The organism is Paenibacillus sp. D2_2, assembly GCF_031199965.1.
Classification (GTDB): Bacteria; Bacillota; Bacilli; order Paenibacillales; family Paenibacillaceae; genus Fontibacillus.
Genome location: NZ_CP133605.1, coordinates 3,525,482 through 3,547,281 on the forward strand (window position 1 = coordinate 3,525,482; position 21,800 = coordinate 3,547,281).

Genomic DNA, 21,800 nt, shown 5'->3' on the forward strand with positions numbered 1-21,800 from the left:
TACTCCTCTGTCTTATCTGGTGGTAGAAACATAACCTTCTCTATTATAACCTTTTTCATATCATGGACCTATCATGGTCCTATATCTCTATGTTCTGAGAAGCTGCCTAAGCCCCTCTTCGTGCCAAACTGCTCATACGGCATCAACCTTATGATACAAAGGACAGCTATACAAATTCTCAACATAGATAATTTACTTGTTATCTTCGTCTTCACTAGGTTTGGAAATTTGCGTAACAGATGCATCCTTTTCGGTGCTTGACGATTGTTGACTTTCCGGCAAAGACTCATCTGCTTCAGGGTGAAGTGCTTCCTTCTTATCAGAAACTAGAGTCGTTCGGCGAGGGTTATACCTCGCTCTAGTTCTTATCGCTCTTTGTACCAGCCACACCATAACCAGAATAATCCCGCCGATCACAAATACAGGAATCGCTCCTGCAAGAACAACAACCAACCATTCGAACATTGCCGAGATCACTCGAATGCTGCCGTTTAACGATTTTCCCGCTCTTTCCAGTAATGGGGACTTCTCATGGCTAGAGTTCTGCAAAGTTTCTACATCCGGCTGATACAAACGGATTTCAACCGTTGAAAAAGATACATTACTGTCGATATAACGCATCCGCCCTTTGATCTGTTCAATCTCAGTTTGAATCCGCTCAAGCTCATTAACATACTCTACAAGCTGGCTAGTCTTCGTTGCCTCATCTATGAACTTGAGATACCTCGCTTCCATCGCTTGTTTTACCTTGAGCCGAGCTTCCAAATCCACATATTCTTCGGATACATCCTGACCTTGGATGCTGCGCTGCAACGATTGATGCTCAAGCTTATCGATTTGATCCAGGAAGGAGGAGAAACCAGCGGAAGGAACCTTAATCGTAAATGTTCCCCCCTCCTCTTCAAGAGAGCGATTTTCCGAAAAATCAACGATATAACCGCCAGCCAAAGTAACTTGATTTCGGATTTGCGATTGTGCCTTGCTATAATCATCCACCTGCATCACGACGTTCGCCTTGTAAATCAGTTTCTTATTCATGCCCATCAAAACATCCGCAGCTTGAAACCCAGACCCTGCTGAAGTAGAAGAACCTTCCGGAATGGATTCCAGACCGCCGCCAGAGTCCTGTTTAGGTGATTCCATAGCAATATCACTCGTGCTGGTTGTCTCAACCAATGAAGCTTTATTATCTGCACTACTTCCAGCTGAATCGCTTCGTGAATGGCTGGCGCTCCCACAGCCGCTTAATAGCAACATCGAAAGCAGAATCAGTACTACCGCTTTACCTATCCCCCATTTACGCATACTTAGCCCCCAATACTCTTTTGAATGGTCCGATCCAGTTAATTCTATATGTGTACTTCATCGAGACCATACCTTATCAACCCTCACGAAGGGATTATATGGAATGTTGCGCAGATATTTCTTTTGCTGTCAAAAAAGCCCCAATCCAAATAGGACCGGGGCTTAGCAGTTCACTTACATATTTTTTAACTTATAGAATTCACCTTTCATATCTAGCAATTGCTCATAGGTGCCTGATTCGACAATCTTGCCTTTCTTGAGCACAATAATCCGATCGGCGTTCTTGACCGTAGATAGGCGGTGAGCAACGATAAACGTTGTTCTTCCTTGCATCAGCTGCTCCATCGCATTTTGAACATGCCGTTCAGATGCATTATCAAGCGCCGAGGTAGCCTCATCGAGAATAATGATCTTTGGATCACGGACCAGCGCCCGGGCAATAGCAATCCTCTGTCTTTGCCCTCCCGATAGTCTGCCGCCATGTTCCCCAACCTTCGTATCCAGACCTTCCGGCAGACTGTCGATTACATCCTGTAAATTAGCCATCCATACGGCCCGCTGTAATTTCTCTTCGGAAATATGAGGTAGTCCGTAGGTGATGTTCTCCCGAATCGATCCTGAGAATAAGATATTGTTCTGCAGTACGATCGCCAGTGATTGACGATAGCGCGACATGCTGAGCTCGCTCATTGGCATTCCATCAATCAAAATGCTGCCAGATTGCGGTTTGTAGAAGCCGATAATCAAGTTCAGGATGGTAGATTTACCTGAACCTGATTCGCCGACAAAGGCGATCGTCTCCCCAGGCTTCACATCCAGGCTAAAATCATCCAACACATGCCGATCCGAATCCTTATAGCTAAAGCTGACACCTTTGAACTGGTAGCTGCCACTGAATTTCTCAGGTTTAACCTTCCCTTTGTACTCCTCCGTCTCATCAGACAACAGAACCTCGGTTACGGAATGGAGTGACTCGAAGCCCTTAACAAGGTTAGGGTACACATTGAGGATCGATGTCACGGAACCGATCATCATAGCGAAGAAGCTCTGATACATGACGATATCGCCGATCTCCATATAGCCTCGGTAGGAGAGATAAGCAGTAAAGAACAAGCAGCTTACCTGGAACAACTGGAAGATAACCCAGCTGGAGGAGCCAAAATAGGCTTCCAATACGTCTAGTCAATGTCCGCGATCACGGATATTTTCCAGTGCAGCATCCACCTTGCGGATTTCCACTTCTTCCAGACCGTGGGCCCGTGTTACCGGAATCATCTCAACGGTCTCAGATACTTTCCCCGACATTTCCTCGATGTTCTTGCGGACTTCGCGATTACGTTGGGACATTTTGGTGTTGAAGAAGCGTACCAGGAAGATCCCCGTCGGCCCCATAAGTAGGAAGAATAAAGCAACCATCCAACTGTTGTATAGCGTGAGCACGACGACAATCGCCAGGTTAATTGTGGCGGGAATGATCGTCATGAGCATTTGCCGGGACAGGAAATCGACCGCTTCAACGTCTCGTAACACCTTAGACTGCAGTTTCCCTGCGTTCATATCCCCGTGATAGCTTAACGAGAGTTGTTGCATCTTGCGAACGAGCGTACTGCGCAACCCTGCCTCCACATGACGAACCGCTTTACTTACATAACTGACATGAAGCGTATGTGTTGGGATATTCTGCGCGATGACGATGACGATCAGGATCATGTTGATCCAGAACTCATTCATCGAGTGGCGTTCAGGATAACTTACAATGTTAATGATGTTCGCTGTAACGATAGACAGCACCCAGGTTGGTGAATTTTTAATCGTAAAGAATAATGCCGATAAGGCTACTTTCCCCATATGATTACGATATAGACGCGCAAGTAAACTAAACGGTTTGATTTTAGTTCCTTGTTCATTCTCGAACACCTTCGAATAATCCAGAGAAATCTCTGGTCTTGCCATAGGATTCACCTGCTTTTTAGATTATGATAGTTATTGATGGACTCGGATCATTTGAGCCAGGAAGAACATCAGTGACTAGTATAGAACTACTACTACCTGATCTCTATAACATGATCGGTCGCTTTTACAAAGATTGTTTAACCAAATCGGACATCAAGGAGTGAATCTAACATGACCCCTGGTTACCCGGAAGTATACTTCCCCATTACCGTTCGGAAGCCTGCTTATTCTCGCCTCATACGAGAACTGTAAATAATGGCTGGATCTGCGGACGGCATGTTCACCATACAATGCTTGAAATCCTGCTCGTAGTTGAAGGTACTCTGACTACGATTCTCGGCTGTACCGAATTCAACCAGCATGTCGGGGATATCATCATCGTCTCTCCTATGATGGTGCATGATTTCCAGGTACGACTGACAGAGCGGGTATCCTTCTTCACTATGCATATTCATATCGAGGATACAGAAATTCTTCATCTCATCGGATCTAACAATCATGGCTTCTATCCATCAGGCCATCCATTGAACCAACAGATAAAGGCTTCTGTTCAACACATCATTGACACTCTGTTCCAACAGAGCCGGGCCAAGATGTCCCTGATGCGCGAGGTTTATACCATTCTGGACGAGATGGAGCAATATTTCTCAACGCAGCACGAGAAGAGCCCATTGTCCTTCGATGCTGAATTGTCTAATCAGGTTGCGAGGGAAATTCAGACTCTCGTTCTGAGGAATAGCGAGGAAGCTGTAACAGGGTTAATGGCAGATAAGGATGCGAATAGTGACTGGCTTGAAGAGATATCGCGCAAGCTTGGGGTGAGTAGGCGACATTGCCACCGATTGTTCAGGCAAGCCTTTGGAATTCCTCCACGCGAATATTTGATGGTACTAAAGCAGCAGGAAGCGATGCAGATGCTTGTGACTAGTAGCGATTCAATCGAACGTATTGCCCACAGAATCGGATACGAGAATGTACAGAGCTTCAGCCGGCAGTTCACTGCCTGGGCGGGCTGTACCCCTAGTACATTTCGTAAGAATAATCTGAACGAGCGCCATCATCTGATCCCAATCAACTTACAAGAGCAGGTGCATTGAATGAGTACAAACGATTCTAGACCTAATATTCCTGAAATTGACCCTTTGCGCTGTCCGTTATGCGGGCAGCCTAATCATTGTGCCTACGCTGCGGGACAATCACATACAACCTGCTGGTGCAATAACTTATCCGTTCCCAAGCCACTGCTTGAGCAGATTCCCGATCAGTTCCGCCGCAAAGCCTGTGTCTGTGAGAATTGCGTCAGGACATATATTGCGAATCACGGTGTGCTTTAATATGTATTTAGCTTTTGATGGGATTATATAAACTTAATAAAAAATAAAACAGCCTGCAAAATGCAGGCTGTTTATTTACTTACTTCTTATCGTATTATCCTAATTCTCTTCGGCTAATACACTCATAATAATGACATCATGGTAGCTGCCATTTTTGAATATTTTCTGCCGCAATCTACCTTCTTCTTTAAAGCCACAGCTACGGTAACAACGATAGGCCCTCTCGTTATAATCGTATACCTGAAGCTCAAGCCGGTTAAATTCAAGGACTGGAAAACAAATTGCTTGAGCAAATGGATCGCTTCACGTCCAATCCCTTGCCCAAGCAGGTCTTTACGGCCAATAACGATACCGAGTGTGGCTGAGCGATTCTGCCAATCGATTCTGATCAGATCAATCTGCCCGATATAGTCCAACGTATTTTTATCAGCAATAATAAATCCCCGCATGCCATTAGCTTTACCTTCGATCATCATGTTCAGAAATGATTCAGTGTCATATTCCGACTGCGGGAAAGTAAAAACCGTACTCAGCGTCCCTGTGATTTCTGGATCGTTCACCCATTTGCGAATGCTGGGCAGATCCTCCTTCCGATACTCTCTTAATACAATTTGATCTCCAATAAGATGTGGCATAATAACTTCCCCCTCTTCTATCTGACTATCTATATAAACCATCCAATCGAATCTCTCCAACATGATCAATAATTAGATCCGCTTGCGACAAGTCCTGTTCTCCGGAGTTGGGATTCGTAAAGCCTATGCATTTCATCCCTGCCGCTTTGGCCGCCGCTACTCCATGTTTCGCATCTTCCAGAACTACACAGCATTCGGGAGAGACTCTCAATTGCTTAGCTGCCTCCAAATAGACATCTGGAGCTGGCTTGCCTTGAGGAACCTCTTCGCCGCTTACGATACTACCGAACTCACTCAGCAGTTCAAACCGGGACAGAACAGCCTCGATAAACACTCTTGGTGAGGATGAGGCAAGTCCAATCGATATTCCTCGCCGTTTGAGCTCAGCGATGAATGGCCTGATGCCATCCATCGGCTCTATCTCCATATTCCGAATCGCCTGAATTTTCTGTGTTAACTGATAATCGATCAATTCATCTACGGTCTGACCAATTCCGTATTCCCGCTTAATATCCGCCCACATTTCTGGATTGGTCATGCCAACATACTTTTCAAATTGTTCCTTTGTAAGGGGATGTCCAAAATACTCCATCGTCTCGATATCTACTGCAAAATGGAGCGGCTCACTATCAATAATGACGCCGTCCATATCAAATATAAATGCTTGCTTAGACATTGCTCTCCCTCCAATATTCTCTATCAAATCACCTTTACTATCCAAACTATGAGATAAGCCGCCGGAACAATAAATAACTGCGCCAACAATGTGCCAAGAAACCTCGATAACATCAGCATAACATATATTTTGCCAAGCTGATGCTTAGAGCCTTTACCATGGATCGCCCGGTCAGTAATCAGACCAAGCTGCGGATCGATGAATATGGTCAGAATGATCGTCGCCACCCCGTTGATGATACCTGAAGCCTGCGAGGCAGTCGTGCTAAATGCTGGTGAGAGATGAGCCGCATAGAGCGATGATAATACCCCAACTGTATAAATTCCTGTAACGATGGTATTGAGCAGAATGAAGCGCTTCGGAATGCCCAGAATTCGAAAGCTGCGAAGATTGAACCGAGGCTTCTTCAAATATCGCCGTGAATTTTTAATCTGCCCGATCGTTACACTCGCTATTAATTTGGGTAGTGACCCCACAACCTCGAACTTGGCGATAATTCGCTCAAATACGCCCACAAATGTAGGAAATAGAAATAGAGCAATCAGCGTACCTACTGAAGCCGCAAAGAGAATAATCCGAAAACACCACAGTACATCAAATGAAGGATTCACCCTTGCATAATCGATGAATTTGGCAGTAAGCGGCGCTTGAAGCATATTTGCTGTTCTCGATACAAGTACAACCATACCAGGTCAGGGAAAGGGCAACCGCGATTTTGTTCAGCTTCACCCCAGCATAGCGAATCGAATAGGACAACGTCTCCGACGTATGAATAATCATCGTCAACACAAATACAATCGTTAAGTTAATCGCCATGTCGCTTAACCGCCACAATCACAAGATGTTCTGTTGCATCACGATATTGAGCAGCATCACATGTCTCGCTAGCCGCTTGCAACAGATTATCGTAAACCGTTCGATTCTCTTGATATAACCTCGTGACTTCTGTTCTCATCCCAGCCAAAAAGCCTTCAGCTCCGGCATAAGTAACGATCTCGAACCCTCCACGCATAACCTCAGATCTAGCATCCACCGGCGTTGAAAAATAACACTCCGTGAATCCGCGGTTTTCATCCACTTCAATCTCATGCAATAAATCATAGATTTGCTCAATATCCTTATATGACTCACTGAATTCACTGACTCCTGCCTTCAGTACTCCCCAAGCATTAATATATGAAAAAATAGCTACTCCACCCGGCTTCAGAATTCTATAAGTCTCTTGAATGATAGAATGGCGGTCTTCTGAATTGTGGACATGATACAGTGGGCCCAATACAAGCGCGGCATCGTAAATGGATGCTTTCAGTACATGAAGATTTCTGGCGTCCTCGCAAATATAATCCTCCGCTTGCAGACCCTCTTCCTGAATCCTGCTCTTTGCCAGTTCAAGTTCTTTCCCAGAGAGTTCAAACAATGTAGCTTGATAGCCTTGCTTCAGTAGTTCAATCGAATACCTACCTGGGCCAGAACCTATATCGCAAATATGTCCGGATGCTGGCAAATATCGTTTGATTATCTTCAATGTACTTATGAACTCTATTCTGCTGTAGGGGTCATCAAGTCTAAACCACTCCTGCAGTGCGTGTTCATCATAATAATCTCTAACAATCTCGCTCACCAGTCTCAGCCCCTCTAACCTACTATTTTTATTCCACATCCATAGTTGTGAACGAACTAGTATATGTAATCCCTGATGGGAAATATAACCATTATCATAGTTTGATTAGAGAAAAAAGGCAATGCTCAATCAACGTTTATTTCCGATTAATTATTTCCTAAAAGAACGGCTCCGTCCTCGATTCGAGGCGGAGCCGTAATAGTTCTGTTAGAATAAGTGGTTCAAAAAGATCGATTTTCAGCACCGAGAAGGTTGGATGAAGCTAGGGCCTGCGGACTTTTTGAACTACCTCTATAGAGGATTCAATACATGGAAAAATACGTTTGGTGACGCCATTCGGTAATAATAGCTGCACCAGCCGACTCCCATATGGTCGAAGCGATTGTTAAAGCTGTAAATGAGGCGTTCTTGTTCCAGTTCCTCTATCCGCTCAAGACGGCCCTCAACAAAATCGAGTAACCTTTCAGAAGCAGTATCCAGTCGGTTGACCACGCCACCATAGCGAATATCGATCACTTCCCAGCCGAACGGCTTGAAGACACGCATCCATTGGCTTCGATGAGCACGGCGCAGCTCTTGTACGGAAGCGGAGATCGCTGGTAGTACCTGAACCGCGATATGTCTCAGCGTCTCTGTATCCCCTGCATCATACGCATGCTTGAGCTGAACGCCGACCTCGCTCTTCTGCTTCAGGACACCGCTTAATTTCTCTGGTACCTCAAAGATATAATCAAGCTCCGCCATAGGATCACGGACATCACGAATCGCCTGTTCCAAGGCAGCATAGTGCTCGTTAAGCTCCAGTCCTTCGATTTGTTTATCAAACAAGCCAAGTAGTACATCCTGATACAGCAAAAATTTCGATGGGTTGCTCTGTCTCGTGTTATTCGGCTCGGAGCCTGGAACCTCGTCCAGATCCTTGAACTTGAGGAAAGCTTCCGCCTCGATTCCCGTGCAGAATTTTACTCTTTCCGTTACTTGTTCCCACGCCAAATCCCCTTCTGTATATGCGTGCTCTGCATATAACTGCAGACCGAGCAATGCAGCGACTGGGTTACTCTCATTCCCGTCATCACCCCACATTGTGGCGTAAATGTCACGAATACCTTCGCGCTTACATACCTTCAGCGCAGAATCTGTAGCGCGCAGGGATAAGCCGTAATTGACCCGAACGTATTAAACACCCAGACAGCTCCCGCAAATGCCAAGTTACATCCAAGCGGACGATGCTTAGCAATTTGTTTCTCGTAATCCTCCATCTCCGTGTGATAGTAGTCCCAGTACACCATCTCCACATTTTTCGGAATCCGCCGAGCCATTTCTTCCGGAATACCCGTTTCCGAGTTGTAATAATCCCGGCCATCCTCAGAAGCCAACTTCAGGAACATATCACTCCACATCATCGGCTCTAGACCCAGACGGGATGTTACTTTCAAGATTTTCTCCAAATGACCGATCATGATGTCGAACCGCGATTGGTAACCATTCCGGTCCAAATATTTACCGCGTCCAAGTTCCTCGGCTTCATCCATACCGATATGGACTCGCTTGCTTCTAAAAGGCGCACTGACACTCTCAAGCATATTCTCTACTAATCGGTCTACCTTCTCATCGCCAACCAGTAAAGCACCTTTAGTATCTTTGTAAGCAGCTACAGACTCCCACTTCAAGAACTCTTCCAAATGCGCTAACGTCTGAATGCTTGGAAAAGCCTCGATTCCGAACTGATCTGCATAATCATCAATCTCTTTCAATTCTGCCGCATTATAACGACCGCGCATATATCCGAAGTATGGCTCACCAGAAATCTCGTAAGTATCCTCCATATACAACATCACGGTATTCAAGCCCATTAAAGCCATCTTACGTAAAAAATATTTGAAGCTATCCAGGGTAAGCACACCATTACGTGATAGATCGAACATTGGGCCGATCGTGCCAAATTGTTGATTCTCCTTTATATGAAAAGGTCTTCCTGTCTGCCCCTGTTGAATCAATAAACCGAGACCGCGGAAGAATTGATGCTTCTGTCCATAACGTATATATGCATTACCTTCTTCCAATCCGACTTCAAGCACGTTCTCAGATGACGAAGGACCCACTTGGACTTTGCCCCCATCATCAGACAATGTAAATGAGAGCTCCTGAGATAATGCCTTAATCCCCGGCATCAGGTCAGCAATATCCCCTTCAAAATGAAGTTTCACGAATAATTCCTCCCGCTCTAGTATTGATAACGTTCAATTGCATTGCTCTTGCCCTATTCATTATATGTGAATTCAGTTCTAATTCTCAAGATTAATCCCGAATCGCTGCCACTTGACTGTCAGGCTAGCTGGAATGAGCATTTTATTCCTCTTCAGTCATTGCAAATCTAACCGAAGACGGATCATATCACGGCATGGCAGTCCGTCTTCTATGATCTCTTCCTCATAATTTCTGACGAAGAAATCCTGGTCCACCCCCGTAATTCGAAATCCACATCTCTGGTATAATCTCAGCTGAATTAGGCTTGAGTTGCCTGTGCCTATTTCCACAGAGCGAGCACCCAGCCTCCTAGCTTCTTCAATGGCCTGCAGCACCAGCTTCTTACCGAACCCACGTCCATGATATTGCTCTGCAACGGCAATATTCACAATTTCGATGGTTCTCGGATGCGTAGGAATCAGAACAAACTCACCAATAAGCTCACCATCGATATAAGCGAGATAACAATTTCCCCTTGCTAAATAATCATCTATCAACGCTTTGGAAGGGTCAGCGAGCAGAAGCAGCTCATATGGAGTTTCTTGCCCAGCTTGCAAATCCAGCAGTTTATATCCGATTTCCATCTCAATATCCCCTATTCTATAATATCCTGACATCAGAAAAATTCTATGATTCATAGAAAATTAACTTTCAAAAAGTAAGTAAATAACATATACTTATATTACACAGTGAAATGAAGTAACAATATTTCATTCATCATTATTTTACATAAGGAGTGCTATACATGGGTGATTTTGTTTCAATTATTGAGAACCGACGCTCGGCAAATAAATTTATTAAAGGGGTTCAATTGCCAGTCGAAGAATTAGAAGAAATATTCAAGTTGGTGAAATTAGCACCCTCCGCGTTCAATCTGCAGCACGCTCATTATGTTGTTGTTAATGACCGGGACATGATTGAAAAATTGTACGGTGCTGCCAACAAGCAATACAAAGTACTTACTGCTTCCGCCGTTATCCTTGTCCTAGGTAATTTGGAAGCTTACAAGGATGTAGCACGAATCAATGAAGGCTTCTTGAATTTAGGTGTATTTAGTAAGCAGGAATACGACACGGAGGTTGAGTCCGTAACTGGCTTCTATGAGGGCGGTGGGCAGCAATTTATGCGCGATGAGGCGATTCGGAATTCCAGCCTGTCTGCACAGTTATTTATGTATATTGCAAAGGATAGAGGTTGGGATACTTGTCCGATGATTGGTTTTGATCCTAATGCAGTACAAGAACTTCTGAACATTCCTGACAATTATATTCCTACGATGATGATTACGATTGGCAAAGCAGATCCTTCCAGCCAACGTCCACGTGGTTACCGTAAGCCGGTAGGAGAATTTGTAAGCTACAACGAATTTGGCAAACAGTAATTATCGAAGAAAACGGTGTAAGACGGTCAATTGCCGCCTTGCACCGTTTTTTATCCTGGCATGGCTTCAAGTGTAGCTACTCTAAGCCTTTAAGATTTGCTTGATTATTCCCTTCCCGTTCTCTGCCTCAACTTCAGCATAGGCCCCGTTAATCAGCGTAACCTGCGGCGGAACGTGGCCGAAGTCCATATCATAGATAATCGGTAGCTCTAATTCATCTGCCAACTCTTGATAAAGATCCTCTACTGTATAATTATCGATTGGTCGGTTAGCGCTGCTTCGACCGAACATAATTCCGGAGCAGTTGTCGAACCAACCAGCTAACTTCATATGCACCAATGATCTGCGTACATCGGCAGTGTTCAGCTCGCAATTCTCCAAATACCAGAGTATTGGTTCGTTGTGGATATACGATTCCTGAAAATGACGAATGTCTCCGAACGGAGTACCGATAAGATGCCTGATCACATCGATACAGCCGCCAAGCAACCTTCCTTCCAGCCTTACCTTCTGTCCGGATACCGTCTTCCAGCACGTTGGTTCGGTCAAGTGATAGACACAAGGCGAAACAACATCATGCTGCCATTCCTTCTGGTAGTATGGTGAAGAATGCTGCAGGACCTCTTCTCCTACCTTCGTCTTCAGCACAATCTCCCACATCGCTGTTGTCTCATCGGAGTAATCCCCCCGAAAATCAACAATATTCGTCCCATGCGCAGTAGCGATGCCGGTCTTCAAAGTAACCGCCAACAACAGAACACTGATGTCCGAATAGCCCAGGATCCACTTGCTCTGAATCCGCTCGAAATCTATAAGTTCTAGTATTTCGATTAACAGCTCTCCGCCCCAAGGTGGAATAATCAAATCAATTTGCTCATCGCCCATCATCTTGTTGAACTCATCAGCACGTACTCGGGCTGGAGCCGATTTCGCTTTATTCTGCGTCCAAGCCGTATCACCGCAGATCACAGCGTATCCTTTTGCCTCCATCCGATTGCTGGCTTGTTTAAGCAAATCATGTAATTCGGCAGGTACTCCTGATGAAGGGGCCGTTACTCCGATCGTAGCACCCGAATTCAAAGACGGATATTTAATCATACACATTCACCTCATGACTATAACTTCACTTCGATTTATCCATCCATTCTAAATCAATTCATTATCATAGAACAATATAATTATGAATTTATTTCTACTTACCTTCCGCCCCTCGGCGTTCTGCCTGTCAGCTTACGGTACGATTTGAAGAAGCTCGAATAACCGGTGAAGCCTGACATGAAGCAAGCCTGAGTAGCGGTGAATCCTTGCCTCATTAGTTCGTCTGCCTTCAGAATTCTCTTGTGAGTGATATATTGATTGATCGTATACCCCGTCGTTTCTTTAAATATATGACATAAATAATATTTTGTAATAAAAAACTGTTCGGCCAAAAGGTCCAGTGTAAGGGATTCATCAAGGTTATTATTAATATATTCAAGCACCGCTGCGACCTTCGGCTCTCCCCTCTTGCTGCTGCTTGGTGAGTGATTCTGGGCCAAATCATTGATCATGGAGGCAATTTGCACAATGATACATTTAGCAACAATCTCATGCTCAGCGCTGCCCTGATTGAGCGCCCGCTGCAGCTTATTAAACAACTCTAGCAACCCACTCTCCTTCACCGTCTTGGCGCTGAGTTGGTTATCTTGACCTAGCCTGCGGTATTTAATCGTCCAGAACAGGTCGACTCCGCTAGACATGAACGGAGCCATAAAGTTTCCGTCAAGCGTCAACACCGCCCGTTCATAGGGCTGATCCTCTGCTATATTAACGACATGAAGCTCGTTGGAATTCATCATCAAGATCGAATAAGGCTCCAGCTCATATTTACTGCCTTCGATGGTGAAGTTGCCTGAACCGCTGATGAACATAAAAATCTCATAGCCCTTCTCATAATGTGGCTTATAATGTAGCGGATTCGGATGCTCGTCCCGGACATGATGATACCAAAAAGAATGATCCTCCGCAGTGTAATGAAGATTTACCGCCCCGTGCTCTGCCATAACATTCACCTCCATCTCAACATACAGCAAGATTGGCATAGTTTCAAACAATTTTAGCGAGGAACTATGACAATATTAATGTTACATTCAAGAAGATAACAATTTAAAAGAGGTGATCTGCCAATGCCAGCATCTGGATTTACTATTACAGGTTTTGCAGACGAGATTGACGAGAATTTTGTGACACAGTTGAAAGGGCTTAGCAGTCTAGATATTCGATTTATAGAAATTCGAGGGGTAGATGGTAAGAACATTTCCAACCTGACCCCGCCAGAGATCCGTGAGGTTCAGAACAGACTGGAGGCTTACGGGATCCGTGTATCTTCTATCGGCTCTCCTATTGGAAAAATTACGCTTCAAGATGACTTTAACGCCCATTTGGATATTACCAAGCGCATTTTTGAAACCGCTCACACCTTGAACAGTCCGTTTGTACGTATATTCAGCTTCTACATCCCGCAAGGTGGCGATGCAGCCCTTTACCGGAACGAGGTTATCGAACGTATGGGCGCAATTGTAGAAGCCGCCGAAGGCAGCGGATTAACGATCCTGCATGAGAACGAAAAAGAAATCTATGGGGATATTCCGGAACGCTGTCTCGATCTGCTTAATACGTTTGGCTCCCCTCATTTTGCCTGCGCCTATGATCCGGCCAACTTTGTTCAATGCGGTAGTGAAGCATATCCAGCAGCCTATGAGCTACTGAAACCTTACATCAAATATGTGCATATCAAGGATGCCCTGGCAGAAGATGGGCGAAATGTCCCCGCTGGCATGGGGGCCGGACGAATTGAAGAAGCGCTGCAGGATTTGAAGACGAGCGAGTATAACGGCTTCCTGTCTCTGGAGCCTCATCTGGGCAGCTTTACCGGTCTGCATGAACTGGAGAATACATCGTTGCCTGATACGTTAGAAGCCAGTGGATTACACAGCTTTAGGCTAGCCCATTCGTCTCTACTACAAATTTTAAATCGTATTTAAAGATGCAGAAAATCAGTCTTTGAGCATGTACTTAATAAGGAGGTTATCTCAGAATGGAATGCGTTCGCTTAGGAATTATCGGGATCGGCAATATGGGCACAGCTCATAGCTTGCACATTCATGCGGATCATAAAGTGCCAGGAATGGTACTAAGTGCGGTCTGCGATATTAGCGAGGAGCGGCGGGCTTGGGCCAAGGAGCATTTGCTCGGTGTGGCGGTGTTCGAGCAGGCTGTCGATATGTATCGGAGCGGTCTGATTGATGCAGTGCTGATTGCCGTTCCTCACTACGATCATCCCGCGCTCGCTGCCCTTGCGTTTGCCAACGGTCTACATGTGCTTGTCGAGAAACCGGCTGGAGTATATACAAAGCAGGTGCTGGAGATGAATGCCGCAGCGGAGGAATCGGGCAAAGTATTTGGCATTATGTATAATCAGCGCACAAATCCCGTTTACCAGAAGGTAAGAGACCTGGTGCAAAGCGGCGAACTAGGCGCACTCAAACGCGTCGTCTGGATCATCACGAATTGGTACCGACCGCAGGCTTATCATGACTCGGGCTCCTGGCGTTCGACTTGGAAGGGAGAAGGCGGAGGCACACTGATAAACCAGAACCCACATAATCTTGATCTGCTGCAATGGATGCTAGGCATGCCGAGTCGTATCCGTTCCTTCTGTAGCTTCGGAAAATTTTACGATATCGAAGTTGAGGATGATGTGACCGCCTATCTGGAATATCCAAACGGAGCAAGCGGAGTGTATATCACTTCTACCGGAGAAGCCCCTGGGACGAACAGACTGGAGATCTCGGGTGATATGGGCCGGATCGTCGTGGAGAACAACCGGATCAGCTTCGACCGTAACCGCGTCTCGGAACGAGAGCATAACCGCATTAACACCGAACCGTTTAAAACACCTGAGTGCTGGCACGTGGAAATTCCGGTCACTGCAGATGGTGGTGAACAGCATATCGGAATTCTAAAGAACTTCACTAATGCCATATTACATGGGGAGAAGCTGCTTGCTCCTGGCGAAGAAGGTATTCACGGCTTGTTAATCTCGAATGCGATTCATTACTCCACCTGGACCGATAACTGGGCCGTACTGGACAATTTTGATCACGATCATTTCTATGAATTACTACAAGAGAGAATTAATAATTCTACCGTACAGAAGAATGTTAACCAGAAGGTTAGCGATGTTAGAGGTTCACATTAAGAGGAGGCCTTATCCATGTCCAAGATATTAGGCGCACAGCTGTTTACGATCCGAAATTTCGTCGCTACCCCTGAGGAACTTGATCAAGCCCTAGGCAGGATCAGTGCAATGGGCTACCGGACAGTTCAAGTGTCCGCCATGTGGCATCTGTCTGTTGAGGAGATCGCAGCGATTGCCGCCAGTCACGGGCTGCAGATTGTCATCACGCATACTCCGTATGAACGCTTTATCAATGATCTGGATGGTGTGATCCGCGATCATCACAAGCTCGGCTGCGGCTTGGCTGGATTAGGCGGTCTGCCCAAGGAATACCAGAGCAAGGATGGATATTATGCCTTCGCCAAGAAATTCTCGGCGATCGCCGATGAATTGGCGCAGAACGGACTGAAATTTAGTTACCACAACCATCATTTTGAATTTCAGAAATACGACGGGCAGCTCGGCTTGGACATTCTGATGGAACAGACGAATCCTGAAAATTTCCTGTTTACGTTGGATACGTACTGGGTACAGGTAGGCGGCGGTAATCCAAGCAACTGGATCCGCAAGCTGAAGAACCGAATCGAGGCGATTCATCTGAAAGATCTGGCGATAATTGATTCGCAGCAGATTATGGCAGAAGTGATGGACGGAAACCTAGACTGGCCAGATATTCTGCAAGTCTGTGAGGAAGCCGGCGTAAAATGGTATCTGATTGAGCGCGATGACGGCCCGACCGATGCCTTCGAGAGCTTGAAGATCAGCTACGAACATCTGAGAAAGCTGGGGTATGAATAAGATGAGCCAGATGAATGTTGTAATTATCGGCTGTGGAGCCATAGGCCCGATCCATGCAGAAGCGGTGACCAATTCAGACGCGGCACATCTGTATGGCGTATGCGATATCCTTCCTGAACGTGCTGAAGCGCTGGCTCAGCGTTATGGCTGCCAGGCTTTCACTAGCTTCGCACAGGTGCTGGCCGATGAGGACGTGCATAGTATCCACATCTGCACTCCGCATTACTTGCACGCCGAAATGGCTGTGCAAGCTGCCGCGGCTGGCAAGCAGATCGTGCTGAGAAGCCGATCGCGATGAATGTCCTGGAAGCCCGCGCCGTAAGTAGCGCGGTCCGCATTGCTGGAGTGAGCTGCTGCGCGATTTTACAGAATCGCTTAAATCCTTGCATCGAAGCGGCTAAAAGTCTAATTGATGAAGGATCGTATGGCAAGCTGTTAGGAATTAAAGCCTTTCTAACCTGGAAGCGTACGGCAGAATATTACGGCTCAGCCGACTGGCGCGGCAAATGGGCCACCGAAGGAGGAGGGCTGCTAATTAATCAGGCCGTGCATATGCTTGACTTACTGTATTATCTCGGCGGAGAGGTTAAAGCCGTGAAGGGCCACATCGACACAAGGGTTCTTCAGGAGGTTATAGAAGTCGAGGATACGGCAGAAGCGACTTTCTATTATAAGGATGGCAAGCACGGATGGTTTTACGCGACAAACGGCTATTCCGAGGACAGTCCGTTCTTTATCGAGATGCATTTAGAACAGGGTGTGCTGCGTTATATTGATAATAAGCTCATCCTTAAGTGCAATGGTAAGGAACAAATTCTAGCGGATGACATGCAAAGCAGTAAGTCTTCCATCGGTAAAGCCTATTGGGGTAGCGGCCACGCCCGGCTGATCGACCAGTTCTATCAGACTCTGGCCGGCCATCCAGGCAGCTATTCCACCTTGCAAGACGCTGCCAATTCCATGGGCATTCTCGATGCCATATATGCTTCATCCAGAAATGATCGTAGAGAAATGATAGAGTTGTTCTAAAAACCAGTGTGAATATAGGCAGCCGGGTGAAATGTTCTTCCGATCGCTGTTGTTCGTGGATTTCTCTGATTAATAAAATTCAAGAATGGTAGAAATCCACTTACAAAGGCGAACGCTCCGCTTCTCCAGAATCATTTCACCTAGGTTCAATATTCTAAAGTGCTTCTCCTTTAGAATATTGGACCCTTTTGCCTACTGCCAGCTTCTTTTCTTTAGTTCAACTAATATAGATCAAATTCCGATTTCCCGCATCTTGGCGGTAACCTTCTCGACTCTATCATCCATATCAGTACCTTCATACTTTGGAAGCCTCAGCTCACTGGCGATTTTGCCATCACGCATAAACATGATGCGCTCGGTACGCGCCGCAACCTTAGCGTCGTGAGTGACCAGCATTACTGCTGTGCCGTCCGCGTTGATCTCAGCCAAGAGGTCCATAATCTCCTGTGCGGATTTTGAGTTGAGCGCCCCTGTAGGCTCGTCGCCGAAGATGATCCTCGGACGGTTCATCAGGGCACGGCAAATGCCCGCACGCTGGAGTTGACCACCCGAGACCTGTGTAATATCGCGATTTTCTAGCCCTGAAATACCTACCCTAGTCATAAGCGTTCGCGCCTTCTCCGCAGTTTCTGCCGTGTTTTTTCGATTGCCGCGCATGGATGGGAGAATAATGTTATCGAGAATATTCAGATTTTTCAGCATCGTTGGCTGCTGGAAGACAAAGCCCATCGTTGTTCTGCGCAGATCCGAGAGTTCATTCTCTGAGGCTGCTGATAAATCCTTGTTGTCAAACATGACCTTTCCGCTATCAATGCCGTCTGTTCCACTCAGTGCGTACATCAACGTTGATTTCCCTGAACCTGAAGGACCCATCACCGCAACGAACTCACCCTCGTTAATCTCCACGGATACACCGTCAAGAACATGGTGCTTCTCTTCACCCACACCGAAAGATTTCACGATATGATCACCGATTATTATCTTCTTCATCTACCTACTCCTTAATATTCTCGGAAATTTGTATTCGTCCCGTACCCGCTGTTCCGATCATCGTAGCGATCAATACCGTGCCGATCATCAGCAGTGGACTAAATAGATACGCCGACAGCGGATTAATTATAAAATGAAATGTTGCCGCGCCAAAGGAAGAGATCACTGCGCCCGCAAGCATCCCCCAAGCGTATTGGCGAGAAGCGTGCCAAGAATCATTCCGACAATCAGCACGAACCCAGACCTTGAGAGATACTGTGTTCTAATATCTGAGTTCGTGTATCCGAACACTTTCATCACTGCAATGGAGTATCTGTCTTTGGACACAAGCATTTTCATAAACAACAGAGTAACCAGAACCATAATAATCAAAGCAACGAAAATCGAAGCATGGGAAGCCTTCTTGACAGAGCTTACAGTCGATCCGAAGGTCTGAGCCACAAATTCATCAATATCTGAGACCTTGGCATAACTAAACTTGTCTGTATATTTCGACGTTGTTTCGCTAATAAGAGATGGGTCGAATAGCTCCGCACAGATGACGTACCACATCACCTCTGTAGAACCGTCATTGAAACTAGCCTTAGCCGTCTTACCGCCGTTCGTGATATCAGAATAAATTCCACTTATGTTAAAACTCTTCTCTTGTCCTTCGATGACCAGCGTAATCGAATCGCCAACCTTCTTACCCAATTCATCAGCGTTCAAAGCAGAGAGCGCGATTTCACTTTCGGTTGCGGGAGCTCTTCCCTGGGAATATTGTATTGGGAAGTTCGTATGGTCACCGAGCTCGACTTTTATATTTTCCTCAGATCCGTCTTCCATCTTTACTTTGAAGGTCTTGGTTGCTAGCACGGCATACTTTGAAATGGTACTGTCGCTGCGAAGCGAGTCTATAATTTCAGCAGTTCTCTCAGACATATGGTCCGTCTGCTGAACGTCGATACGCATATCGTAGTTTCCAATCCCCATATATTTAATGAAGCTCTTGGAGGAAATCGTGTTGTACAGGTTCTGTGGAACTATCATAATAAATATGGAAATAACCAACACGACAAGCATAGTCGTATATAGTTTTTTCCGGGCAAGAACGTCTTTGATCCCGAGAAAAATATTCGTGTTCAGCAGCCTGTTCTCGCTTAGGCGGAAATTCTTAGCACCAGGCGTCTTTTCCTGGGAAGTCCCCAGGCGGATAGCTTCTGCTGCCGAGATCTTCCGGAAGCGTCTCAGGACTCCATTTACATAAGCGATAACAGCAAGGAACACTAGCAACACACCGAGGATTCCTAGAGCGGCGGCAGCTGAAGAACTTCCGCTTTCCCCCATATATAGCCTAATGTTCTCAAGCAGCATGCCTTTGAAGATAAAGGACAGAGCATAGCCGATGATGCTACCTACCGCTGCTAGTGCTGCATATTTCCCGAGATAGATCTTCTTAATATCCGTAATACGCAGTCCTATGGCCTTCATCACGCCGATTTCACGGTAATCATCTTCAATCTTTGCAAGCAGCGTAAAGCGGATACACATCAATGCGATCGTCACGACCAGTATGCTAACCAGAAGGATAACCCCTATCATCATCCCGTCTGAGAGGGCGTTAATCATTTTAAAAAGCGAGTATGTAATCGTCGGTCCGTTCGCTTCCAACCCTGCGGAGGCATATGCTGTTTCGAATTCACCGAGCCTCGACAAATCCTTTAATCTGAACTCTATCAAATACTCTACACTGCCCTGATCTCTTAGCTGCTCAAAGTCATGCTTACTAATTAGAAATCTCTTGGAAGACGCCAACATGGAATTCATCTGTGAATCCCGAAGAAAACCTGCAATCCGAAATTCCTTCCCACCGATAACGGCCTGGTCGCCTATATGGATCATATCGTCCTTCATGTAACTGACTGGAACATAGAGTTCTCCATCGGATACATCGATGACCTTGCTGTCCAGATCGAGCAGATAATCAAATTTCACACTCTGTACGCTTAATCCATTGTCTTGAACACTACCGGTAAGCGACTGATCTCCGAACCGAAATTGCGAACCATCTAAATTCAGGAATTCAAGCGCTTGATAATCTTCAACATTGTCATTCTGCTTCGCAAATGCCTCCAGTCGTGAAGCATCGATCTCCCCGGAATGCATCTGCATAAAGTGCGGAGTCCTGGCTTGTGTCATCATCGAATCCAGCGCTCCTGACAGATTGACGATCAGAATCGCCGCAAGTGATACAAGCATAGCTGCTGCAATAATAAATATCGTGGTCGTCAGTGTGACGAGCTTGCTCTTCGCAATGTCATTGCGGATTATTCTTGAATACATATGTCCCCCTTGTGTTCTAGCTTTCTAACTGACTTCAAGTTGTACAGAACAATGGAAAGCAGACTTAACACGATCCCGGAAACAATAATGAGGAAGCCTGTTCCTCTGCCACTGCCTGTGCCGATAATCCTCCCCACACTACCGGCAAGCACTCCCCCTTCTACTAATAAAGGAGTGAACAGGTAGTCCGCTATCAGCCCGGCAAGTCCATAAGCAGCTACATAACCAAACTGAGTAATAACACCGATCAGTGCCCACGCCCGTCCTTGCTTAGAATTATCAATATTAGTACGGACAAGATAATCCAGACTTACATTGGCAAAAGGAATCATGGCAAAAAAGAGAAAACCAGCGACACATATCAAGACAATATTTTCACGCAATCCAAACATGGCCATAAATATGCCTACTAGGAACATGGAGAACGATAGTATTTTTACATAATCTTTCTTGATCGGAAGAAATCCAATAACCACACTCGTTACGAGCATGCCCGAAGCTACAATGGTCTCGACCGTTCCTATTACGGAGCTCTTGGAGAATGCCAGAAGCATCGGGATCGAAAGGGTCTCAATGATTCCAAGCAGAAAGGTCAGCAATGATGTCATGAAGATAAGGACAAGCACCCCTCTATTCCCAGATATGGCGCTCCAACCGTCCTTGAAGTCCCGAATGAACGAATTGGCCCGCTCATAGGTCTTGGAAGCCAGACCGCTACGCACTACGAGTGTTGTCGTAACCGTCACAAAAAAAGTGCAAATATCGATGATCAAGAGCAGCTTGATATCCGAAATCACGAGCAAATATCCAGCAATGATCGGTGAGATCAAAAATTTGGACGTGCCCGCGATCTGGACAAGACCACTTGCCTTGGTGTACTGCTCCTTCGTTAGCAAATCAGTAACCGTAGCCTTGTAAGCCGGATCAAGCAGCGATGAGAATACCGAGCTGATCGTCACCCCTACGCAAATCTGCCAGAGCTGTGCTTCACCGCGAAGCATGCAAATCAAGATGAATACAAGGCCTATGGCTGAAAGGCTATCGCCTAAGATCATAAGAAGTCTGCGGTCATAACGATCTGCGAGTACTCCAGCAAAGGCACTTAGAAGAAGCGAGGGCATGAAAGCTAGCAGGGTGACAAGACCCATTGCAGATGCTTTCCCGGTCATCTGGAACACATAAATCCCCAGCCCGAATGAAGTAAGTCCGTTACCGATTGCAGATATAAACTGTCCTGACCATAAAATAAGAAATCTTCCAAAAAGCTTGTTCGAATTATCCATCACTGCC

At 45.9% G+C, this 21,800-nt stretch carries 18 protein-coding genes and 4 pseudogenes; 8 read left to right on the forward strand and 14 right to left on the reverse strand.

Annotated elements, in window-relative coordinates:
* Positions 1-192: 192 nt before the first annotated feature.
* The 3 genes from RE628_RS17860 to RE628_RS17870 form a co-directional block, all read right to left on the reverse strand.
* Complete coding sequence (locus RE628_RS17860; protein WP_309154320.1) at positions 193-1,305, reverse strand: DUF4349 domain-containing protein; 1,113 nt, start codon at positions 1,303-1,305, stop codon at positions 193-195.
* Positions 1,306-1,479: 174 nt separating this feature from the next.
* Positions 1,480-2,478: an ABC transporter ATP-binding protein gene (locus tag RE628_RS17865; RefSeq protein WP_309154321.1), complete on the reverse strand. Its 999-nt coding sequence runs from the start codon at positions 2,476-2,478 to the stop codon at positions 1,480-1,482.
* Positions 2,479-2,487: 9 nt separating this feature from the next.
* Positions 2,488-3,258: an ABC transporter ATP-binding protein gene (locus tag RE628_RS17870; RefSeq protein ID WP_309154322.1), complete on the reverse strand. Its 771-nt coding sequence runs from the start codon at positions 3,256-3,258 to the stop codon at positions 2,488-2,490.
* A 194-nt stretch (positions 3,259-3,452) separates the two neighbouring features.
* Here RE628_RS17870 and RE628_RS17875 point away from each other — a divergent pair, with 194 nt between their 5' ends.
* Together RE628_RS17875 and RE628_RS17880 are read left to right on the forward strand one after the other, a co-directional pair.
* Entirely contained in the window at positions 3,453-4,355 is a 903-nt protein-coding gene (locus RE628_RS17875) for a helix-turn-helix domain-containing protein (RefSeq protein WP_309159498.1), read from the forward strand.
* Complete coding sequence (locus RE628_RS17880) at positions 4,356-4,592, forward strand: cysteine-rich CWC family protein (protein WP_309154323.1); 237 nt, start codon at positions 4,356-4,358, stop codon at positions 4,590-4,592.
* Between the two features lie 99 nt (positions 4,593-4,691).
* Here RE628_RS17880 and RE628_RS17885 read toward each other — a convergent pair.
* The 6 genes and pseudogenes from RE628_RS17885 to RE628_RS17910 all read right to left on the reverse strand — a co-directional run bounded on the left by RE628_RS17885 (position 4,692) and on the right by RE628_RS17910 (position 10,355).
* Positions 4,692-5,227 (reverse strand): annotated as a pseudogene (locus RE628_RS17885) (GNAT family N-acetyltransferase).
* Positions 5,228-5,252: 25 nt separating this feature from the next.
* Positions 5,253-5,903, reverse strand: a complete 651-nt coding sequence (locus RE628_RS17890; RefSeq protein ID WP_309154325.1) for an HAD family hydrolase — start codon at positions 5,901-5,903, stop codon at positions 5,253-5,255.
* Positions 5,904-5,926: 23 nt separating this feature from the next.
* A pseudogene (locus RE628_RS17895) lies at positions 5,927-6,719 on the reverse strand (lipid II flippase Amj family protein).
* Positions 6,709-7,524 carry a class I SAM-dependent methyltransferase gene (locus RE628_RS17900; RefSeq protein WP_309154326.1) on the reverse strand — a complete coding sequence of 272 codons (816 nt, stop codon included), beginning with the start codon at positions 7,522-7,524 and terminating at the stop codon, positions 6,709-6,711. The pseudogene RE628_RS17895 and the gene RE628_RS17900 overlap by 11 nt, the downstream one beginning before the upstream one ends.
* Positions 7,525-7,815: 291 nt before the next feature.
* Positions 7,816-9,731: pseudogene (locus RE628_RS17905) on the reverse strand (beta-N-acetylhexosaminidase).
* A 156-nt stretch (positions 9,732-9,887) separates the two neighbouring features.
* A complete protein-coding gene (locus RE628_RS17910; protein WP_309154327.1) occupies positions 9,888-10,355 on the reverse strand; it encodes a GNAT family N-acetyltransferase in 468 nt (155 codons plus the stop codon).
* Positions 10,356-10,516: 161 nt separating this feature from the next.
* Here RE628_RS17910 and RE628_RS17915 point away from each other — a divergent pair, with 161 nt between their 5' ends.
* Positions 10,517-11,152, forward strand: coding sequence for a nitroreductase family protein (locus RE628_RS17915; protein WP_309154328.1), 636 nt, complete (start codon positions 10,517-10,519; stop codon positions 11,150-11,152).
* 81 nt (positions 11,153-11,233) lie between these two features.
* On the opposite strand, the gene RE628_RS17920 is transcribed toward RE628_RS17915, so the two are convergent.
* Both RE628_RS17920 and RE628_RS17925 read right to left on the reverse strand, forming a co-directional pair.
* Positions 11,234-12,250, reverse strand: a complete 1,017-nt coding sequence (locus RE628_RS17920) for a S66 family peptidase (RefSeq protein ID WP_309154329.1) — start codon at positions 12,248-12,250, stop codon at positions 11,234-11,236.
* Positions 12,251-12,348: 98 nt separating this feature from the next.
* Positions 12,349-13,194, reverse strand: a complete 846-nt coding sequence (locus RE628_RS17925) for a helix-turn-helix domain-containing protein (protein ID WP_309154330.1) — start codon at positions 13,192-13,194, stop codon at positions 12,349-12,351.
* Positions 13,195-13,317: 123 nt separating this feature from the next.
* Here RE628_RS17925 and RE628_RS17930 point away from each other — a divergent pair, with 123 nt between their 5' ends.
* The 5 genes from RE628_RS17930 to RE628_RS17950 are packed head-to-tail and all read left to right on the forward strand — an operon-like array spanning position 13,318 to position 17,198.
* The gene (locus RE628_RS17930; RefSeq protein WP_309154331.1) at positions 13,318-14,175 is read left to right on the forward strand and encodes a sugar phosphate isomerase/epimerase family protein; all 858 of its coding nucleotides are present in this window, start codon (positions 13,318-13,320) and stop codon (positions 14,173-14,175) included.
* Positions 14,176-14,228: 53 nt separating this feature from the next.
* The gene (locus RE628_RS17935) at positions 14,229-15,392 is read left to right on the forward strand and encodes a Gfo/Idh/MocA family protein (protein WP_309154333.1); all 1,164 of its coding nucleotides are present in this window, start codon (positions 14,229-14,231) and stop codon (positions 15,390-15,392) included.
* 15 nt (positions 15,393-15,407) lie between these two features.
* Entirely contained in the window at positions 15,408-16,169 is a 762-nt protein-coding gene (locus RE628_RS17940) for a sugar phosphate isomerase/epimerase family protein (protein ID WP_309154335.1), read from the forward strand.
* A gap of 1 nt (position 16,170) precedes the next feature.
* A complete protein-coding gene (locus RE628_RS17945; protein WP_309154337.1) occupies positions 16,171-16,467 on the forward strand; it encodes a Gfo/Idh/MocA family protein in 297 nt (98 codons plus the stop codon).
* Positions 16,464-17,198 carry a Gfo/Idh/MocA family protein gene (locus RE628_RS17950; RefSeq protein ID WP_309154338.1) on the forward strand — a complete coding sequence of 245 codons (735 nt, stop codon included), beginning with the start codon at positions 16,464-16,466 and terminating at the stop codon, positions 17,196-17,198. The genes RE628_RS17945 and RE628_RS17950 overlap by 4 nt, the downstream gene beginning before the upstream one ends.
* Before the next feature lie 231 nt (positions 17,199-17,429).
* On the opposite strand, the gene RE628_RS17955 is transcribed toward RE628_RS17950, so the two are convergent.
* The 3 genes and pseudogenes from RE628_RS17955 to RE628_RS17965 all read right to left on the reverse strand — a co-directional run bounded on the left by RE628_RS17955 (position 17,430) and on the right by RE628_RS17965 (position 21,793).
* Positions 17,430-18,188, reverse strand: a complete 759-nt coding sequence (locus tag RE628_RS17955) for an ABC transporter ATP-binding protein (RefSeq protein WP_309154340.1) — start codon at positions 18,186-18,188, stop codon at positions 17,430-17,432.
* 4 nt (positions 18,189-18,192) lie between these two features.
* A pseudogene (locus tag RE628_RS17960) lies at positions 18,193-20,510 on the reverse strand (ABC transporter permease).
* On the reverse strand, positions 20,495-21,793 hold the full coding sequence (locus RE628_RS17965) for an MFS transporter (protein WP_309154343.1): 1,299 nt from the start codon (positions 21,791-21,793) through the stop codon (positions 20,495-20,497). The pseudogene RE628_RS17960 and the gene RE628_RS17965 overlap by 16 nt, the downstream one beginning before the upstream one ends.
* Positions 21,794-21,800: the final 7 nt, after the last annotated feature.